We start from the raw sequence: 17,966 nt of genomic DNA on the forward strand, positions 1-17,966 counted from the left end.
CAAGAGCGATCGGCCCGCCTCGACGTGCTATTTCTGCGCCAACGCGTAATCGATCGCCGCGCAGATCGCCGCCACCTGGGCGTCATTGCACTGCTGCGGGGTGGCGCGCGGGCTGTCCGGGTAGACCTCGGTGGTGGTGGTGTATTTCGCGCCGCTGACGCTGGCGCACAGGCCGAGCTTTTCCAGCGGATACTCGATCACGCCCGGGGCCACCACGGGCGAGCCGATGATCTCGCCCTTGTCGTCGGCCGGGGCGATATGGGTCACCCGCTCGACGGCCGCATTGACCGCGGTCTGGAACGCAGGCTGCGGGTTCTCGCTGTCATCCACCAGATAGAAGCCATCCGGAATCAGGCCCGGCTCGAACGGCTTGCCATCGCGCGCGGCCAAGGCCGGGCGGAACTCGGTTTCATCGGTGTCCGTGGTTTCGTGCAGGTCGATATGCATCGCGATGCTGCCGCGCAACGGCGCGACGAGCGCGATCAGTGCGGCCGATTCGGCCGCCGGGCTGTCGGCCATGAAGGAGCGGTTCGGATCGATCGCCTCGGCGTTCCAGCGCTGGATGCGCTCGTAGCCCCACGGGCTGACGCAGGGCACCACCAGCAGATTGGCGCGCCCGGCGTACTCGGCCGCGCGGGTCTGCAGGAACTGCAACGCGCCCTGCACGCCACTCGTTTCGTAGCCGTGGATGCCCCCGGTGACCAGCATCGTCGGCAACGCCGGATTCCAGTCGCGGCTGCGCACGGCGAACAGGGGGTACTGGTCCGGGGCGTAGTCGAGCGTGCCGTACTGACTGACATCGAATGCGTCACGCAATGCCTCCACCACCGGCAGCACATCGTCGGCATAGCGCCGCTGGGGCAGCTGACGGGCACGCCACTGCGCCTTCTCCGCAGCTCCCCAGGGCTGGCCAGGGGTGCCGATGGGATAGAAGGGGGCGTCGTTCATGGCGTGCTCGTCTGTGTCGCGGTGTGGAAACGCGATTTTACCACTGCCGCACCGGGCGGCCCCGCTTACGCGTGGGCAAGCGCCGCGATTGCGTCATGGACAGGCTGGTCGCCTTCGGTCAGCTCGATGATCGTGCGCCGCACCCCCGGATGTTCCACCAGCGCGACCAGCGTGGCGGCGACATCCGCGCGTGGGATGTCGCCATAGGCGATCGCCGGCCCCGCGGCGACGCGCCCGGTGCCCGGTGCATCGCTCAAGGTGCCGGGGCGCAGGATCACCCAATCCAGATCGCTCGCGGCCAGATACACATCGGCGCGCTTCTTGACCGTCATGTAATTCTCGAAGCCCTCGCCCATCGCCATGTTGCGACCGGCTTCCGGGAACGCCGAGACCAGCAGGAAACGACGCACGCCTGCCTGCCGGGCGGCATCCACGGCCAGCGCCAGGCCACGGCCATCGATGGCGTTGGTCACCTCCACGCCCGCGCCGCCCGCACCGGCGGTGAAGACCACCACATCGCTGCCCGCCATGCAGCCGGCGAGCGTATCCACGTCGATGGCGGTGAGGTCACCGGAGACCGGCGTAGCCCCCAGTGCGCTGAGTTCATCGCCCTGCCCGGCACGACGATGCAGCGCGAGCACGCGATGCGCTCTATCAGCCAGCTGTTTGACGAGATGACGGCCAACCTTGCCGGCGGCGCCGACGATGAAAACACTGCTCAAGACCATTCTCCTGTGTCGATCTGCCTGGGAGGGTACGCAGGCGGATGTGACACGGCCGTCCGCATCGCGCGCCGACGTTCAGCCGCCGCTGTACTGCGCGTCGCTGACCTGCTCCATCCACGTTACCGGCGAGCCGTCGACCGCTTCGGCGATCGCGATATGCGTCATCGCCGTAGTGGCCTGCGCGCCATGCCAGTGCTTGACGCCCGGCGGGATCCAGACGATGTCGCCCGGGCGGATCTCGCGCGCGGGCTTGCCCCACTCCTGCACGCTGCCCACGCCTGCGGTCACGATCAGGGTCTGGCCCAGCGGATGGGTATGCCATGCGGTGCGTGCGCCGGGCTCGAAGGTGACCGTGGCGCCGCCAACACGTGCGGGCGCATCGGCCTGGAACGGTGCATCGATGCGGACGCGACCGGTGAAGTAGTCCGCCGGACCGGCGGCAGAAGCGGTGGTGCCGGCGCTGGTGATGCGGATGGGCGCCGTCGCGGCGGGCCCGGTGGCGGCCATCGACAGCGATAGCGCCGCATTGAACAGGTCCATGAAGCGATCTCCTGGGGGAGCGACGGATCACGCCGCGGGGAAGATCACTGTAGGCGTGCCCCGGGGCGGGGACTACCCACCGCAACCGGGATGCAGCCATGACCATGGCTCATCAATGCAAACAGAACGCGGCTTGAACTCATCAGTCTGGCCCGCGCATCATGGGCGCGCATGACTGCCATGCGCCCTTGGCCCCGCCCCATGGCCCGCGAGAACTTCAACGATCTGCAGGTGTTCATCACCGTCGCGCGCGAACGCAGCTTCACCCGCGCCGCCGCCCAACTGGGCGTCTCGCAGTCCGCGCTCAGCCATACCGTGCGCGGACTGGAGGAACGCCTGGGCGTCCGCCTGCTGACCCGGACCACGCGCAGCGTCTCGATGACCGAGGCCGGCGAGCGGCTGTATGACACCGTCGCCCCGCGCATGCAGGAGATCGAGGCCGAGGTGGCGGCGATCAGCGAGTACCGCGACCGCCCGGCCGGCACCATCCGCATCACCACCGCCGAGCATGCGGCCAACACGATCGTCTGGCCGCGGCTGGCCGCGGTGCTGCCGGCCTACCCCGACCTGCATGTGGAACTCACCGTCGACTACGGCCTGGCCGACATCGTCGCCCAGCGCTACGACATCGGCATCCGCCTGGGCGGGCGCGTGGCCAAGGACATGATCGCCGTGCCGATCAGCCCGCCGCAGCGCATGGCGATCGTGGCCAGCCCGGGCTACTTCGCCACGCATACCGCGCCGCAGGTGCCAGCCGACCTGGCCGCCCACAACTGCATCGGCCTGCGCCTGCCCACCCATGGCGGGCTGATGGTCTGGGATCTGGAGAAGAACGGCGAGGAAGTGAACGTGCGCGTGGACGGCCAATGGACCTTCAACGGCAGCAGCGCGATCCGTCGCGCGGCGCTGGCCGGTGCCGGCCTGGCCTATCTGCCCGAGGACATGGTCCTTGATGACATCGCCGCCGGTGCCCTGCGGCGTGTCATGCAGGACTGGTGCGACCCCTTCGACGGGTACTACGCCTACTACCCCAGCCGCCGGCAATCCTCCAGCGCGATGAAGGTGGTGATCGAGGCATTGCGCGCGGACACGTAGAGCCGACCGTTGGTCGGCTATCGCGGTACCCGGCCCAACGTAGAGCCGACCGTTGGTCGGCTATCGCGGTGCCAAACCCGACGCAAATCCGACCGTTGGTCGGCTATCACGGTGCCAGGCCCAACGTAGAGCCGACCGTTGGTCGGCTACCGCGGTGCCCGATCCAGGGCAGCCGACCAACGGTCGGCTCTACCGATCCGGCGACGGCCTCACGGGCGCGGCAGCACCTCGCCGTTGCGGCCCGGCTCGAGGCTGGCCTTGGCGGCATCGGCCACCTCATCCAGTAAATCCGAGCGTCGGTTGGCTATCGCCGTACCAGACCCGACGTAGAGCCGACCGTCGGTCGGCTATCCCGGTACCAGACCCAACGTAGAGCCGACCGTTGGTCGGCTATCGCGGTGCCCGATCCAGGGCAGCCGACCAACGGTCGGCTCTACCGATGCGGCGCCGCCCTCACGGGCGCAGCAGCACTTTGCCGTTGCGGCCCGGCTCGAGGCTGGCCTTGGCGGCATCGGCCACCGCATCCAGCCCGAACACACCGTCCACCGGCAGGCTCAACCCACCGCGCGCGGCCAGTTGCAGCAGCTCACCGACCAGGCGGCGTTTGTCGTCCGGGGCCATGGCCTGGCTGACCTTGCTGCCCCAGAAGCCCTTCACCGTGGCCTGCTTGAAGATCACGTCGCCCGAGTTGAGCTGCATCGGCTCCCCGGTCATCGAGCCGAACGACACCAGCGTGCCCCCATCGCCCAGCAGGGTCATCAGTTCGCTGCTGGCGCGCCCGCCCACCGAGTCGACCGCCGCGGCGATCGATGCCTCGCCGACCGTGGCCTGCACCTGCGCCATCCAGTCCGACCTGGCGGTGGAAATCGTGTTTTCGATGCCCAGCGCGTCCATTTCCGCGACGCCGGCGTCGCGGCGCACGAGGTTCACGCAGTGCACGCCGCGCGCCTTGGACAGCATCGCAAGCGCCTTGCCGACCGCGCCGTTGGCGGCGTTCTGCAGGATCCACTGGCCCTCGCGTACCTGCAGGAACTCCAGCAGCATCAGCGCGCTCAGCGGCATCGCGATCAGCTGCGCCGCGGTTTCATCATCGATTGCATCCGGCATCGGAATCACCATCTTCGCCGGTGCGATGAACTGCTCGGCCCAGGTGCCATGCACTGACGCGGCGCTGACCCGCTGGCCTACCGTCAGGCCTTGCACGCCCTCGCCCAGCGCATCGATCACGCCGGTCGCTTCACTGCCGGCAACGGCCGGCAGCGTGGGCTTGTAACCGTACTTGCCTCGGACGGTCCACAGGTCATGGTTGTGGATGGGGGCCAGCACGGTGCGGATACGCACCTCGCCCGCGGCCGGTTGCGGGGCGGGCACCTCGCCTCCGTGCAGCACGACGGTGGGATCGCCAAAGGTGTCATGCAATGCAGCGCGCATGGAATTCTCCTGTTGCCAGTTCAATGGGGGATTGCCGGGCAGCGCCCGGCCTTGCAGGGGCACGCGCGGTGCCCGGAAACGCGTAGGACCTCAACGCCGATGGCGGTGCGCGGCCACGACCGCTACGGTCGGATGACGCCACGCCCGCGTGCGAAGCAGCAACGTCTGCAGCACCAGCAGCGCGGCAATCGCCAGCGCCAGCACCGACACCGTATCGGCACCCGGCAGGCGCCAGCCCGACTGCTTCACGTACACACCGACCAGTGCCCACACCACGGCGGCCGGGTAGGCAAAATGCCCGCGCAGCCGCTGGTTCATCGCCCAGGCCAGCAGCGTGGCCAGGGCCAGCAGCACCACGCTCCAGCCGAACATGTCGGCGGAGGGCAGCCACTGGTAGGCCACGATCACCTGGGCCGTGTTGAGGAAGGCGGCCATCGTCAGCCAGCCGGCGTGCAGGGCCAGTGGATACGCCGCCCAGGCGCGCTGCCCGCCGGTCGCGTCGAGGGGCGCGGCACGCACGGCTGCCATCAGCAGGCACACCAACGCGGCCCAGATGATCGCCAGCGCGGGCAGGAACCACAGGTTGGAAAACACCGGCATCCACGCGGCCGTCAGCGCGAAGCCCGCTGCCGCCCAGCCACGCACCCCGGGCAGGTCCGGGCGACGGCGACGGAGTTGCCACAGCCCGAAGATCACGTCCCACAGGAAGATCACGCCCCAGATCGCAAACGCGTACCCCGCGGCCACCAGCAAGGTGGGATAGCGGTCGGAAATCGCGCCATTGGTCGGGCCGAATGCGCCGGATTGCGAGAACCACGACACCACCGGCATGGCCAATGCGGCCAACAACACGATACAACGCATGCATCCACTCCAACTCAAAGAGCGGTGACGATACGCGGTTCAGGGTTAAGGCGTTGGGAGGCCGCAGATTGCAAAGCCTTGATAACATAGCCTCTGCTATATTGCGGCCGTGGACATCCAACGCCGCCCCGACACTTCCCCCGCCTGGCGGTCCCCGGACAGCCACAGCCCCAGCCTGGGCGAGCTGAACGCCAGCGTCGCCGTGCCCACCGGCGGCCATTGGTGGTTCCGCTTGTTGGCCTTCCTTGGCCCGGGCTACATGATCTCCGTCGGCTATATGGACCCCGGCAACTGGGCCACCGACATCGCCGGCGGTGCACAGTTCGGTTACCTGCTGCTCTCGGTGATCCTGCTCTCCAACCTGATGGCGATCGTGCTGCAGGGGCTGTCGGCGCGGCTGGGCATCGCGACCGGGCGCGATCTGGCCCAAGCGTGCCGCGACCACTATTCGCGGCCGGTCAATCTGGGCCTGTGGCTGCTGTGCGAGATCGCGATCATTGCCTGCGACCTGGCCGAAGTGATCGGCACGGCGATCGCCTTGAAGCTGCTGTTCGGCATCCCGCTGCTGGCTGGCGCGATCATCACCGCCGTGGACGTGGTGCTGGTGCTGCTGCTGATGAACCGTGGCTTCCGCGCACTCGAAGCGTTCGTGATCGCGCTGCTGCTGGTGATCTTCGGCTGCTTTGCGATCCAGATCTTCATCGCCGCGCCGCCGCTGCAGGCGGTGATGGCCGGGTTCGTTCCGCACGCGCAGGTGGTGACCGATCCCAAGGCGCTGTACCTGGCGATCGGCATCATCGGCGCCACCGTGATGCCGCACAATCTGTACCTGCATTCGTCCATCGTGCAGACCCGTGCCTACCCGCGCACGGATGCCGGTCGCCGCAGTGCGCTGCGCTGGGCGGTGACCGACAGCACCATCGCCCTGATGCTGGCGTTGTTCATCAACGCCTCCATCCTGATCCTGGCCGCGGCGGTGTTCCATGCGCATGGCCGGACCGACGTGCAGGAGATCGAGCAGGCCTACGAGCTGCTCGCGCCGATGCTGGGGGTCGGGCTGGCCTCGACGTTGTTCGCGGTCGCCCTGCTCGCCTCGGGCATCAACTCCACCGTGACCGCGACGCTGGCCGGCCAGATCGTGATGGAAGGTTTCCTGCGGCTGCGGATCGCGCCGTGGGCGCGGCGCCTGATCACCCGCGGCATCGCGATCGTGCCGGTGGTGGTGGTCACGGCCATCTATGGCGAGCAAGGCACCGCACGCCTGCTGGTGCTGAGCCAGGTGCTGCTCTCGATGCAGCTGCCGTTCGCGGTGGTGCCGCTGGTACGGTTCGTGTCGGACAAGGCCAGGATGGGCGCGCTGGTGGCGCCACGCTGGCTGGTCGTGCTGTCCTGGCTGATCGGCGGGCTGATCATCGTGTTGAACGTGAAGCTGCTGGTGGACGTGGGCCGGGGCTGAGCGGCGTGGCGCGGCGCATCAAGGCACGGAAACGCGGGCACGCCAGGTGACTGCTCGCGCGGCAGGCGGCGGCATGGCGCAGGCCGTCGCGCATCGCGGTCATCCGGGCGATGCCCTGGTCGAGCGCATCGGCCCGGGCCGCCAAGCGTGCGCGGTCGATGCGGGTGCCACCGTCAGCGCTGAGCATCGCGCCGATCTCTTCCAGCGAGAGTCCCGCCGCCCTGCCCAGCGCGACCAGGGCCAGGCGCTCCATCACCTCCTCGGCAAACACGCGGCGCAGCCCGCGCCGGCCCACCGAGCGGATCAGGCCCTTTTCCTCGTAATACCGCAGGGCCGATGGGGCCAGCCCCGCCCGTCGCGCCACCTCGCCGATATCCAGTTCCTGCATCCGCTTGACCTCAAGCCCACTTGAAGTGCCACAGTGCGACCTTCCCATCCCACTGGCAAGCCCGGACCGAGCCACGCAATGACCGATACCTCGCAGCACGCGTTATGGAATGGCCCGGCCGGTGAGGCATGGGTGGAAGCGCAGCGCATTCTCGACCAGATGTTCGCGCCGCTGGCCAGCCACCTGCTCGACAGCCTCGCGCCGGGCGCCGACGCGCAGGTGCTGGACGTGGGCTGCGGCACCGGCGCGGTGGCATTGGGAATTGCCGCCAGCCTGGGTCCGGAAGCACGCGTCGCCGGGGTCGACATCTCCGCGCCGATGATCGCCTTGGCGCGCGAGCGCGCGCAGCGCGCCGGGCTGGCGGTGGACTTCCTCGTCGCCGACGCGCAGCGGCATGCGTTCGCCCCAGGGCGCCTGGACCGGATCGTGTCGCGCTTCGGCGTGATGTTCTTCGATGACCCGGTACAGGCGTTCGGCCAGCTACGGCGCGCCGCCAGGCGCGGCGCGGTGCTGCAGGCGCTGGCCTGGCGCGGGGCCGAGGAGAATGCCTTCATGACCACCGCCGAGCGCGCCGCGTTGCCCTGGCTGGCGTTGCCACCGCGCCAGCCCGGCGCACCGGGTCAGTTTGCGTTTGCCGATCAGGCCCGGGTCGAGCAGATCCTGGGCGACGCCGGCTGGGAGGATGTCGAGCTGCTGCCGCTGGATGCCGTGTGCCGCATCGACCGTGCGGATCTGGCCACGTACGTCTCGTTGCTGGGACCGGTGGGAAGCGCACTGCGCAACGGCGCCCTTGCTGCGCACATCCGAACGCAGGTGCTCGACGCGGTGCTGCGTGCGTTCGAGCCGTTCCTGGACGGCGATTGCGTGACGTTCACTGCCGCCTGCTGGGACGTGCGGGCCCGGGCAAGGTGAGCGACGGTGGAATCAGCGCCGGGCCGTCAGCGTGCCGATCCGCTGCAGCGCCGACGAGGTCGGCGCGAGCAGGCACATGGCAGCGCATTCCCCCGGGCCGTGGCCGTTGGCCGGGTCAGCCGCCGGTCACCGCCAGGCGTCGCCGCAGCGAGTCAACGATGGCCTGCTCGCTCATGGCGTAGCCATAGACGTCCTGCAGTTGCCCGTCGGCACCGAGCAGGAACCACGACGCCGTGTGCTCGAACGTTGCCAGGTCCCCTTCGCCGACGCGCCGATAGCTCACGCCCAGGCTCTCGGCGATGGCGCGGGTACCGGCCTCGTCGCCGGCCAGGCCCAGGAACGTCGTATCGAAGGCCGCCAGATACTCGCGCAGGTGCGCCGGCGTATCGCGCTGCGGGTCGACGGTGACGAAGGCCACCTGCAGGTGTTCCGCCGCAGGGCCCAGCCGCCGCTTGATCTGCACCGCCTTGACCAGGCTCAGCGGGCACACCTCGGGGCATTGGGTGAAGCCGAAGAACAGCAGCGTCGGCTTGCCTTGCAGGTCACGGATCGCAAGCGTGCGCCCGTCGCTGCTCGCAAGCGTGACCGTCCCGAGGGCCGCCTGGCCCATCACCGGCGCCGCGCCATCGGCGCAACCGGCCAGCAGCGCCGCCGTCACGATACCCGCGGCCAGCCAGCGCCTCACTTCGCCGCTCCGTGCGGCACCAGCCCATCACGCACGCTGAAGTCCACCCCCTGCGGTGCGCTGCGGGCGAACTGGAGCGTGACCCGCACCGCCTGCCCCGCCGACAACGGCCGCCGCGGCTTGAGCAGCATCAGGTGGTAGCCCCCGGGCTGCAGCGCGACGCTCTGGCGCTCCGGCAAGGCCAGGCCGTCGGGCAGCGCCTGCATGCGCATCACGTCACCGTCCATGCGCATGGCATGGATCTGTACCTCGGCAAACGCCGGGGACGCCGCCGACAGCAGCCGGTCCTCAGCGCCGCCGTTATGCAGATGCACATACCCGGCGGCCACATTCGCCGCTGGCGGTGGCAGGCGGACCCAGGGATCGCTGACCGACACCGTCGGCGTGGTGGGGGCCTGCGCGGCCGCAGCCACCGCCGGCATCACCGGGGAGGACAGCAGCAGCCCGGCCAGCAGGGCTGCGCGGGATGAGCGGCTCATGGCGTGCCCGACATCTGCATCGGCATCATGTTGAGGTTGGCGTTGTGCATCACCCACAGCGATCCGGCCACCACGATGGCGATCAGGAACGCCGTGCACAGGAAGATGCCGGTGTTCTCGCGCTGGCTGCGCCCTGCCCCGATGTGCAGGAACAGCACCAGCTGCGCCACCAGCTGCACCACGCACAGCACCACGATGGCGGTCAGCCGCAGCGGCTGCGGGAGCAGATCGGTCATGACCACGCCGAACGAGGCGCCGGTCAGGGCCAGGCACAGCAGCAGGCCGAGGATGTAGCCCTTCAGCGTGGCGTGGCCGCCACCGTGATCGCCATCAGGCGCGTTCGCGCTCATACAAACTCCCGCAGGTAGACGAAGGTGAACACACAGATCCAGATCAGGTCCAGGAAGTGCCAGAACAGGCTCAAGCACGCCAGGCGGCGGCGCACGATCCCGTCCAGGCCGAAGGTCAGCACCTGGTGGATCATGATGGCCAGCCACAGCAGGCCGAAGGTGACGTGCAGGCCGTGGGTGGCCACCAGCGTGAAGTACGCCGAGAGGTAGGCGCTCACATCCGGTGTGGCGCCTTCATGGATCAGCTCGGCGAACTCGTACAGCTCCATGCCGATGAAGACCGCACCGAGCACGCCGGTCACGGCCAGCCAGCCCACCACCCGGTTGCGCCTGCCCGCCTGCATGCCGAGCATCGCCAGGCCGAAGGTGAAGCTGCTGAGCAGCAGCACCACCGTTTCGGAGAGCACGAACCCGAGCTTGAACAGTTCCTTGCCGCTGGGGCCATCGGCCGTCCCGTTGAGCAGCACGCCGAAGGTGGCGAACAACACCGCGAAGATCAGGCAGTCGCCCATCAGGTACATCCAGAACCCGACGACGGTCTTGTTGCCCTCGTCGTGGTGCTCGTGGGCAGGGTCGTGGTGACCGGCCGCGAGCTGTGCGTGCTGCGTGGCAGCGGTCAGGGTATCGCCGCTCATGCCTTGGCTCCTTCCAGCTTCGCGAAGTACGCGTCTTCGATGCGCTTCACCTCGGCGGCGGGCACGTAGTAGTCCACGTCACGGTCATACGAGCGCAATACGAAGGTGGCGATCGCGCCTACGAGGCCAATCGCGGCCAGCAGCCACATATGCCAGACCAGGGCGAAGCACAGCACCAGGCTGAACGCGGAGATCACCACGCCGGCGGCGGTGTTGCGCGGCATGTGGATGTCCTCGTAACTGTCCCGGCGCTGCCAGGCACGGCCGTGCTGTTTGTCGTCCCAGTGCTGTTCCAGCGAGGTGATCGCGGGCAATGTGGCGAAGTTGTAGAACGGCGGCGGCGACGCGGTGGCCCACTCCAGGCTGCGCGCGTTCCACGGGTCGCCGGTGAGGTCCAGGTTGGCCTTGCGGTCGCGCACGCTCACATAGAACTGGATGAACATCGCGGCGATGCCGGCGGCGATCACCAGTGCGCCGATGGCGGCCACGATCAACCACGGCTGCCAACCCTCCACCGCGTAATGGTTCATGCGCCGGGTCATGCCCTTGAAGCCCAGCACGTACAGCGGCATGAAGGCCAGGTAGAAGCCGACCAGCCAGCACCAGAACGAGACCTTGCCCCAGCGCTCATTGAGGGTGAAACCGAACGCCTTCGGGAACCAGAAGGTGATGCCGGCCAGACAGCCGAACACCACCCCGCCGATGATCACGTTATGGAAGTGCGCGATCAGGAACAGGCTGTTGTGCAGCACGAAGTCCGCCCCCGGGATCGCCAGCATCACGCCGGTCATGCCGCCGATGGCGAAGGTGACCATGAAGCCGATCGTCCACATCGTCGAGGAGTGGTAGCGGATGCGGCCGCGGTACATGGTGAACAGCCAGTTGAACAGCTTCACCCCGGTCGGGATGGAGATGATCGAGGTCATGATGCCGAAGAAGGCATTCACGTTCGCGCCCGAGCCCATGGTGAAGAAGTGGTGCAGCCAGACGAAGAACGACAGCACGCCGATCGAGCAGGTGGCGTAGACCATCGAACGGTAGCCGAACAGCGGCTTGCCCGAGAACGTGGCGATGATCTCCGAGAACGCGCCGAAGCACGGCAGGATCAGCACGTAGACTTCCGGGTGGCCCCAGATCCAGATCAGGTTGACGTACATCATGGCGTTGCCGCCGGCGTCATTGGTGAAGAAGTGCATGCCGAAATAGCGGTCCATGCTCAGCAGGACGAGGGTGGCGGTCAGCACCGGGAAGATCGCCACGATCAGGATGTTGGTGATCAGCGCCGTCCAGGTGAACACCGGCATCTTCATCAGGTCCATGCCCGGCGCACGCATCTTGAGGATGGTGACGATGAAGTTGAGGCCGGTCAGCGTGGTGCCGATGCCGGAAACCTGCAGCGACCAGATGTAGTAGTCCACGCCCACCGTCGGGCTGTACTGGATGCCCGACAGCGGCGGATAGGCCACCCAGCCGGTGGCGGCGAAATCGCCGACGAACATCGACAGCATCACCAGTGCCGCGCCTACCGCCGACAGCCAGAAGCTGAGCGAGTTGACGAATGGGAACGCCACGTCGCGCGCGCCGATCTGCAGCGGCACCACGATGTTCATCAGCCCCACGATGAGCGGGGTCGCCACGAAGAAGATCATGATCACCCCGTGCGCGGTGAAGATCTGGTCGTAGTGTTCCGGCGGCAGGTAGCCGGCGGCATCGTTGGCCGCGATGGCCTGCTGGGCGCGCATCATCAGCGCATCGGCGAAGCCGCGCACCAGCATGACCAGGGCCAGCAGGATGTACATCACGCCGATCTTCTTGTGGTCCACCGAGGTGATCCACTCGGTCCACAGGTAGCCCCACTTCTTGAAGTAGGTGATCGCCGCGATGATCGCCACGCCCAGCAGCAGCGACCCGGCCAGCGCCGACATGATGATCGGGTCGTGGTAGGGAATCGCTTCGAGGTTCAACTTTCCAAGCACAATCAGTTCTCCGCGGTACGGCTGGCGGCAGGCGCGGCCAGGCTCACGAGTTGGGTTTTCGCCCCGGGCGCCTCGCCCGGCAGGCAGATCTCGTCATCGGGCATGCCGCCGTGGCGGCGCACGATGCTGTCGAACAACCCGCTATCCACCGCACTGAAGCGAAGCAGCGGCGAGCCGTGGGTAGGCGTCTCCAGTTCGGCCAGGCGGGTGGCGCCGAGGTGGTCGCCACTGCTGCGGGCCTGCGCCAGCCAGCGGGCGAAATCGGCGTCGGTGACTACCCGTGCCGGGAACTTCATGTCCGAGAAGCCGGCGCCGCTGTAGGCCGAGGACATCCCGGCATAGGTGCCCGGGGTGTGCCCGATCAGGTGCAGGCGGGTCTGCATGCCGGCCATGGTGTAGACCATGCTGCCCAGCTGCGGTACGAAGAAGGCGTTCATCATCGACTCGGAGGTCAGCTTGAACGCCACCGGCGTATCCACTGGCATCACCAGCTCGTTGACCGTGGCCACGTTGTGGTCGGGGTAGATGAACAGCCACTTCCAGTTCAACGCCACCACTTCAACGCGCAGCGGCGCCTTGTCCGATGCAATCGGCCTGTACGGGTCCAACGCGTGGGTGCTCTTCCAGATCAGCACCGCCAGCACCACGATGATCAGGCACGGGATGGTCCAGATCACCACCTCGATGGCGGTGGAATGCGACCAGTCCGGCGCGTAGGTCGCCGTGGTGTTGCCCTCGCGGTAGCGCCAGGCGAAGTACAGCGTGAGCAGGATCACCGGGATCACCACCAGCAGCATCAGCCCGGTGCAGACCAGGATCAGCTGCATCTCCTGCTCGGCGATGCTGCCCATGGGGTTGAACAGTTCCAGCGAACTGCACCCGGTGAGCAGCGGCAGCAGCGCTGCCGTGCCCAACCAGCGTGCGGCGCGGGCCCTACCGGCCAGCGTGGTGCGGCGAGCGTGTTGTGTAGCGGGGTTCATGCGGGTCGGCCCTTCCAACGCAGTGCCGGGCCCTGTGGCCCGGATCATGAGAAGTGGCGAACACCCCCCTGCATGACCGATATGCATGGGGGGTGCCCGCCGCAGCCGCGTACGTTAGGCAACGACATGATCCCTACATGATGCGACACACTGTCGCAGCCGCCGACCGGTGCGGGCGTAAGATGCGCCGATGCAGTGGAACACCCTCATCGCCGATGGCCACGGGCCGATCTACCTGCGTATCGTGCAGGCGCTGGAGCGCGCGGTCTGGTCCGGTACGCTGCGCCCCGGCGCCCGCCTGCCCGCCCAGCGCGCCCTCGCCACCGCGCTGGGCGTGGACCTGACCACCGTCACCCGTGCGTTCACCGAAGCACGCAAGCGTGGGCTGGTCGATGCACGCGGCCCCCTGGGCTCGTTCATTGCCCCGCCCACGGTGGCGCTGGACCAGTTGGTGGACCTGAGCATGAACCTGCCGCCGCCCCCGCCCGGTGGCGAGGTGGCCGACATGCTGCGGCGTGGCCTGTCCACGGTGCTCACGCGCAGCGACGCCGGCAACCTGATGACCTACCACGTCGGCGGCGGCAGCCGCGCCGATCATCTGGCCGCGCAGCAGTGGCTCAAGCCGATGTTGGGCAAGGTGGACAGCGATCGGCTGGTGGTGACCGAAGGCGCACAGGCCGCGCTGTCGGCGCTGCTGCTGGCGCTCACCGATGCCGGCGACACGATCCTGTGCGAACCGCTGGTTTATCCCGGCCTGCTGCATGCGGCGCGGGTCCTGCAACGCACGCTGCAGGTGGTGGCGTGCGACGAGCACGGCATGCGCCCGGATGCACTCCGCCGGCAGGCACGCGCGAGCGGGGCGAAGGTGGTGTACCTCAACCCGACCGCGCAGAACCCCACCGCCCATACGGTGCCCGACGCGCGCCGGGCGCAGCTGGCGGAGGTCCTGCGCGCACAGGACCTCCGCCTCATCGAAGACGACCCGTACTGGCTGTTGGTCGACGATGCCCCTGCCCCGCTCGCCCTGCTGGCGCCGCAGCACACGTGCTACATCGCCACGTTGTCCAAGTGCCTGAGCCCGGGCCTGCACACGGCGTTCGTCCACCTGCCCGACGGCGTGTCACGCCAGGGCATGCTGGACGCGCTGCGCGCGGTCAACCTGATGGCGCCGCCGTTGATGAATGCCCTGGTCACCCAGTTGATCCTGGATGGCTCGGCCACCGCGCTGCTCACACGGGTGCAGAACGAAGCGGCCGAGCGCCGCTACCTGGCACAGTCGGCGCTGTCGCCGACGCTGCTGCAGCACTGCGCCGGCGTGCACGCATGGTGCCGCGTGCCGCCACAGTGGACCGCCGCCAGCCTCACCCATGCGGCGCGGCTGCAGGGATTGGGCATCGCCTCGTCGTCGGCGTTCACCCCGGACGGCGTGGCCATCCAGGACGCGGTGCGGATCTCGCTGGGGGCGGCAGCGAGCCGGCAGGAACTGCACCGGGCGCTGCGCCAGCTGGACCAGTTGATGCATGTGGCCGCCGGCCAGGGCGGCTGGACGGTGTAGGCCGGCGCTGTCAGTCGGTTACGGGTGCGACGCGAGATCGTCGCGGTCGGCTGTAACGCCTGCCCGGATTGCCCACATACTGGTCCATGGAGCGGCGACCGTCCGCGGTCTCCACCGTCACCTGGAAATGCGGGCCTGCCACTCTGTCGGTACCGAAACGTGCGGAGAGAACCCGGATCTGGCCGATGTCCAGACCGTGCCCCGCCGCCAGCGCGGGCAGTCGCTGTGCGAACTGGCCGACGGCTTGCTTCACCTCGGCCGAGGCCGGGCTGCCCGCAGTCTCCCCTGTCAGGAAATCGACCACGATTTCGCCCTCGCGGGACGCTGCGGCCTCCGCAAAGATATCCAGCGTGTAAAAGCCGATCATGAAGCACAGGCCGCTGGCCAGCGAGTCGGCCACGTTATGGCCGAAGGCAGTGAGCTCACCCAGTTTCATCGTCAGCCCTGCGCAACAGATCGTGCAGGTCGATGCCGTCCGGGTTCAGCAGCGTCCGTTCACGGCCCGTGTGGAACAGCTCGAACCTGCCCTTCTCATCGTCGACAACGCGCGCCCCGTCCAGCACTGCCAGCATGCCGAACAAGGTCGTTGCAGTGGCCTCGGCCACCACGCTGCGCACCTGCGCCTGGTCCTGTGCCGACAAGCCGTTGTACCACGCAGAGCGTTCGCGACGCGCCTGCGGCGGTCGTCTTCCCGGTGGCGATTGCAGGACGCTGATCGTCGCGTCCGTCGCCGCATCCTGCACGTACGCTTCCAGCGCGGCGACAAACTGCTGGCTGTTCATTGCGCGGCCCGATCCGCATCGGCGCACAGGCGCTGCTCGCGCAACCGATGAACCCGTGCCTGGTCGGCCTTGTCGGCCCGGAACCTGAAGAAAAAGAACGCGGCCAGCGCGCCCACCAGCAGGGCCGGCGTCAGCGTGTACCCCAGCGCATAGCCGAAAGCGGCCGGTGGCAGGTCCGCGCGCACCGCGTTCACCACCATGTAGACGGCGAAGACGAGGGTGAGCAGCAGATGGATCGCCGCACCATTGACGGTCAGCCTGCCGCGGATCGCGTTGACGGCCTTTGCCAGGCCCATGCACAGCAGAAACACCACGAAGAAACCGAGAATCGCCATCCCAAGCCCCCTTGGCGCAGCGCGCCTGTTCCCCGCCGGTCCGCGCTGCGGCCCCGGCCTGGACATTCCCTTTCCATTGCCGTCCGCACGGGGCGATACCGGCTCCCTGCCGCACCGGATCCGATGGCGGCGAGAGCCGACTCTACAGGCGCTGCCGCCACGCCGACAAGGCCGGCGGCGGAGCGCCATCCTTCATCGCGGGAATGACGCCAGCAGTGCCTCGTTGCTGGTCACGAATTCCGGCGGCGCCAACGCCAGTTCCGCATCGTGCACCTCACCGCCGGCAAGGAAGGTGGCGATGGTGGCGGCGATCGCCGGGTTGCCCAGCCACATTTCGTTGTCATGGCTGGCCCCGCGAACCAGCAGCGCGGTGCTGTGACTGAATCCCGGCCGCAGCGCCTCGGCATTGGCCGGCGGGGTGCGTCCGTCCAGCGTGCCGCTGATGAACAGCACCGGCACATCGCTGCGCAGCGGAGCACGAAAGTCCTCGCCGAGGTCGGCCAGGCCCAGGCCATCGACCAGGGCCGGGAATGGGAAGTTCAAGGCATCGCCGAACAGGCTGCGGCGCGCCTGCTGCTCGACCAGGGCACGGCGCTGCGGGCTCTGCCCGGACGCCACGTCCATCGCCAGCGGCATCGCCGCGAATGCACCCAGCTCGCCGCGCAGGAACAGCACGATGTCGGCCAACGGCCGGTAGTCGCCCCGTTCGGCCTGGCGCAGGGCGAACGGGATCCACTGCTGGGTGGTGCGGCGGCCCAGCATGGCCGCCAGCGCGAGCTGCAGGTCGTACGCGCCCAGGGTCACCTGCCTGTCCGGGTTCACCAGGCTGCGCGCCTGTTGTGGCTGCCCGCGCACCGTGGCCAGCACGCGGCGTGCCGCGCCGGTGAGGTCATCGAACCCCGCCCCTGCCGCGAGCACGCCCAGCTGCGCGAACAACGCGTCGGCCGCCATCGGGGGCTTCAACGTGTCGTCCGGCCCTTCGCTGCCCATCAGCACCACCCGCTCCAGGCCTGCCCCGTGCAGGCGCACCGTGGCCAGCGCCAGATGGGTGCCATAGCTCATCCCCCACAGGCTGAGCGTGCGCACACCCAACGCTCGGCGCAGGTCATCGATATCGCCCGCGCTTTCCGCCGTGGTGTAAGCGCCCAGGTCGACGCCGGCGTGTTTCCAGTACGCGACGCAACGGGCGGCCGTGTCGCGCAGGGCCGCCAGCGTGGCCTCGCGCTGGATCGGCTGCGCATCCTCGAAGGTGTGCGAATGCGGGCACGCCGGCGGCGGCTCGGACTGGCCGGCGCCGCGCTGATCAAGCAGCAGCACGTCGGTCTCGCGCCGGACCTGGTCGAACACCGGCCAACGCGGCCCGCGTGCGGTGCCGATGCCCGAACCGCCGGGCCCGCCGGCCAGGTACACCACCGGTGCGGCGCGGCCGTCGCCACCGGTGGCGCGCAGCCGAACCACCCGCAGGCGCATGCGTGGTCCGTCCGGCTGTGCGTGCCGACGCGGCACCTCCAGATAGGCCGCCTCGGCCGCGATCGTGCCGTGCGTCTGCGTCTCCAAGGCATACGGCTCAAATACCAGCGGCGCCGCGCCCTCGCCTGCCAGAGCCGGTGCCGCGGCGGCGAACGCCACGTACGCGGCAACCAGCCCGGCCTGCAGACGCGGGTGGACGAAATGTGTCTTCAACAGGGATGGAAGGGTCATGGCAGGCTCCAGGGATGGCAGGGGGTTGGATCGGCCGAGGTGGGCCGGTGCCTCCAGCATCACTGCCGCCGCTGCGCGGATGTCACGCCGGCCTGCCGAACAGCTCCCAGCGGGGGACCACTGTCTCCA

General features: G+C 68.5%; 20 protein-coding genes. 4 read left to right on the forward strand and 16 right to left on the reverse strand.

The window, feature by feature from the left end; translation table 11 throughout:
- Positions 1-27: 27 nt before the first annotated feature.
- From M2421_RS01510 to M2421_RS01520, 3 genes are all read right to left on the reverse strand, one after another.
- Complete coding sequence (locus tag M2421_RS01510; protein WP_259202797.1) at positions 28-948, reverse strand: M14 family metallocarboxypeptidase; 921 nt, start codon at positions 946-948, stop codon at positions 28-30.
- A 65-nt stretch (positions 949-1,013) separates the two neighbouring features.
- Positions 1,014-1,670, reverse strand: coding sequence for an SDR family oxidoreductase (locus M2421_RS01515; protein ID WP_259202798.1), 657 nt, complete (start codon positions 1,668-1,670; stop codon positions 1,014-1,016).
- 78 nt (positions 1,671-1,748) lie between these two features.
- Positions 1,749-2,213 (reverse strand): cupin domain-containing protein, encoded by a 465-nt coding sequence (locus M2421_RS01520; protein ID WP_259202799.1) that lies wholly within the window; start codon positions 2,211-2,213, stop codon positions 1,749-1,751.
- A 201-nt stretch (positions 2,214-2,414) separates the two neighbouring features.
- Here M2421_RS01520 and M2421_RS01525 point away from each other — a divergent pair, with 201 nt between their 5' ends.
- Positions 2,415-3,308 (forward strand): LysR family transcriptional regulator, encoded by an 894-nt coding sequence (locus tag M2421_RS01525; protein WP_259203522.1) that lies wholly within the window; start codon positions 2,415-2,417, stop codon positions 3,306-3,308.
- Positions 3,309-3,761: 453 nt separating this feature from the next.
- Here the strand turns inward: M2421_RS01525 and M2421_RS01530 are convergent, their stop codons facing one another.
- Positions 3,762-4,739, reverse strand: a complete 978-nt coding sequence (locus M2421_RS01530) for a zinc-binding dehydrogenase (RefSeq protein WP_259202800.1) — start codon at positions 4,737-4,739, stop codon at positions 3,762-3,764.
- 90 nt (positions 4,740-4,829) lie between these two features.
- A complete protein-coding gene (locus tag M2421_RS01535) occupies positions 4,830-5,603 on the reverse strand; it encodes a hypothetical protein (RefSeq protein ID WP_259202801.1) in 774 nt (257 codons plus the stop codon).
- Positions 5,604-5,778: 175 nt separating this feature from the next.
- On the opposite strand from M2421_RS01535, the gene M2421_RS01540 reads away from it, so the two are divergent.
- Positions 5,779-7,059, forward strand: a complete 1,281-nt coding sequence (locus M2421_RS01540) for an Nramp family divalent metal transporter (RefSeq protein WP_259203524.1) — start codon at positions 5,779-5,781, stop codon at positions 7,057-7,059.
- On the opposite strand, the gene M2421_RS01545 is transcribed toward M2421_RS01540, so the two are convergent.
- The gene (locus M2421_RS01545) at positions 7,013-7,447 is read right to left on the reverse strand and encodes a MerR family transcriptional regulator (protein ID WP_259202803.1); all 435 of its coding nucleotides are present in this window, start codon (positions 7,445-7,447) and stop codon (positions 7,013-7,015) included. The genes M2421_RS01540 and M2421_RS01545 overlap by 47 nt on opposite strands.
- A gap of 78 nt (positions 7,448-7,525) precedes the next feature.
- Here M2421_RS01545 and M2421_RS01550 point away from each other — a divergent pair, with 78 nt between their 5' ends.
- Positions 7,526-8,359, forward strand: a complete 834-nt coding sequence (locus tag M2421_RS01550) for a class I SAM-dependent methyltransferase (protein WP_259202805.1) — start codon at positions 7,526-7,528, stop codon at positions 8,357-8,359.
- A gap of 115 nt (positions 8,360-8,474) precedes the next feature.
- Here M2421_RS01550 and M2421_RS01555 read toward each other — a convergent pair whose 3' ends face one another.
- Genes M2421_RS01555 through cyoA form a run of 6 tightly spaced genes read right to left on the reverse strand, consistent with a single transcriptional unit; the run spans position 8,475 to position 13,464 of the window.
- Entirely contained in the window at positions 8,475-9,044 is a 570-nt protein-coding gene (locus M2421_RS01555; protein WP_259202807.1) for an SCO family protein, read from the reverse strand.
- Positions 9,041-9,523: a copper chaperone PCu(A)C gene (locus M2421_RS01560; RefSeq protein ID WP_259202809.1), complete on the reverse strand. Its 483-nt coding sequence runs from the start codon at positions 9,521-9,523 to the stop codon at positions 9,041-9,043. Before M2421_RS01560 ends, M2421_RS01555 begins: the two co-directional genes overlap by 4 nt.
- The gene (gene cyoD, locus M2421_RS01565) at positions 9,520-9,873 is read right to left on the reverse strand and encodes a cytochrome o ubiquinol oxidase subunit IV (protein ID WP_259202810.1); all 354 of its coding nucleotides are present in this window, start codon (positions 9,871-9,873) and stop codon (positions 9,520-9,522) included. Before cyoD ends, M2421_RS01560 begins: the two co-directional genes overlap by 4 nt.
- On the reverse strand, positions 9,870-10,508 hold the full coding sequence (cyoC, locus tag M2421_RS01570) for a cytochrome o ubiquinol oxidase subunit III (RefSeq protein WP_259202811.1): 639 nt from the start codon (positions 10,506-10,508) through the stop codon (positions 9,870-9,872). The genes cyoD and cyoC overlap by 4 nt, the downstream gene beginning before the upstream one ends.
- Positions 10,505-12,484, reverse strand: a complete 1,980-nt coding sequence (gene cyoB, locus M2421_RS01575) for a cytochrome o ubiquinol oxidase subunit I (protein ID WP_259202812.1) — start codon at positions 12,482-12,484, stop codon at positions 10,505-10,507. Before cyoB ends, cyoC begins: the two co-directional genes overlap by 4 nt.
- Positions 12,485-12,486: 2 nt before the next feature.
- Positions 12,487-13,464 carry a ubiquinol oxidase subunit II gene (gene cyoA, locus M2421_RS01580; RefSeq protein WP_259202813.1) on the reverse strand — a complete coding sequence of 326 codons (978 nt, stop codon included), beginning with the start codon at positions 13,462-13,464 and terminating at the stop codon, positions 12,487-12,489.
- Positions 13,465-13,654: 190 nt separating this feature from the next.
- On the opposite strand from cyoA, the gene M2421_RS01585 reads away from it, so the two are divergent.
- A complete protein-coding gene (locus M2421_RS01585; protein ID WP_259202814.1) occupies positions 13,655-15,019 on the forward strand; it encodes a PLP-dependent aminotransferase family protein in 1,365 nt (454 codons plus the stop codon).
- A 10-nt stretch (positions 15,020-15,029) separates the two neighbouring features.
- Here the strand turns inward: M2421_RS01585 and M2421_RS01590 are convergent, their stop codons facing one another.
- The 4 genes from M2421_RS01590 to M2421_RS01605 all read right to left on the reverse strand — a co-directional run bounded on the left by M2421_RS01590 (position 15,030) and on the right by M2421_RS01605 (position 17,837).
- Complete coding sequence (locus tag M2421_RS01590) at positions 15,030-15,455, reverse strand: hypothetical protein (protein ID WP_259202815.1); 426 nt, start codon at positions 15,453-15,455, stop codon at positions 15,030-15,032.
- The gene (locus M2421_RS01595; RefSeq protein ID WP_259202816.1) at positions 15,442-15,801 is read right to left on the reverse strand and encodes a hypothetical protein; all 360 of its coding nucleotides are present in this window, start codon (positions 15,799-15,801) and stop codon (positions 15,442-15,444) included. The genes M2421_RS01590 and M2421_RS01595 overlap by 14 nt, the downstream gene beginning before the upstream one ends.
- Positions 15,798-16,136 (reverse strand): hypothetical protein, encoded by a 339-nt coding sequence (locus tag M2421_RS01600; protein ID WP_259202817.1) that lies wholly within the window; start codon positions 16,134-16,136, stop codon positions 15,798-15,800. Before M2421_RS01600 ends, M2421_RS01595 begins: the two co-directional genes overlap by 4 nt.
- A 192-nt stretch (positions 16,137-16,328) precedes the next feature.
- Positions 16,329-17,837 (reverse strand): alpha/beta hydrolase, encoded by a 1,509-nt coding sequence (locus tag M2421_RS01605; RefSeq protein WP_259202818.1) that lies wholly within the window; start codon positions 17,835-17,837, stop codon positions 16,329-16,331.
- Positions 17,838-17,966: the final 129 nt, after the last annotated feature.

It is taken from the genome of Stenotrophomonas sp. BIGb0135, assembly GCF_024810105.1.
GTDB lineage: Bacteria > Pseudomonadota > Gammaproteobacteria > Xanthomonadales > Xanthomonadaceae > Stenotrophomonas > Stenotrophomonas maltophilia_AB.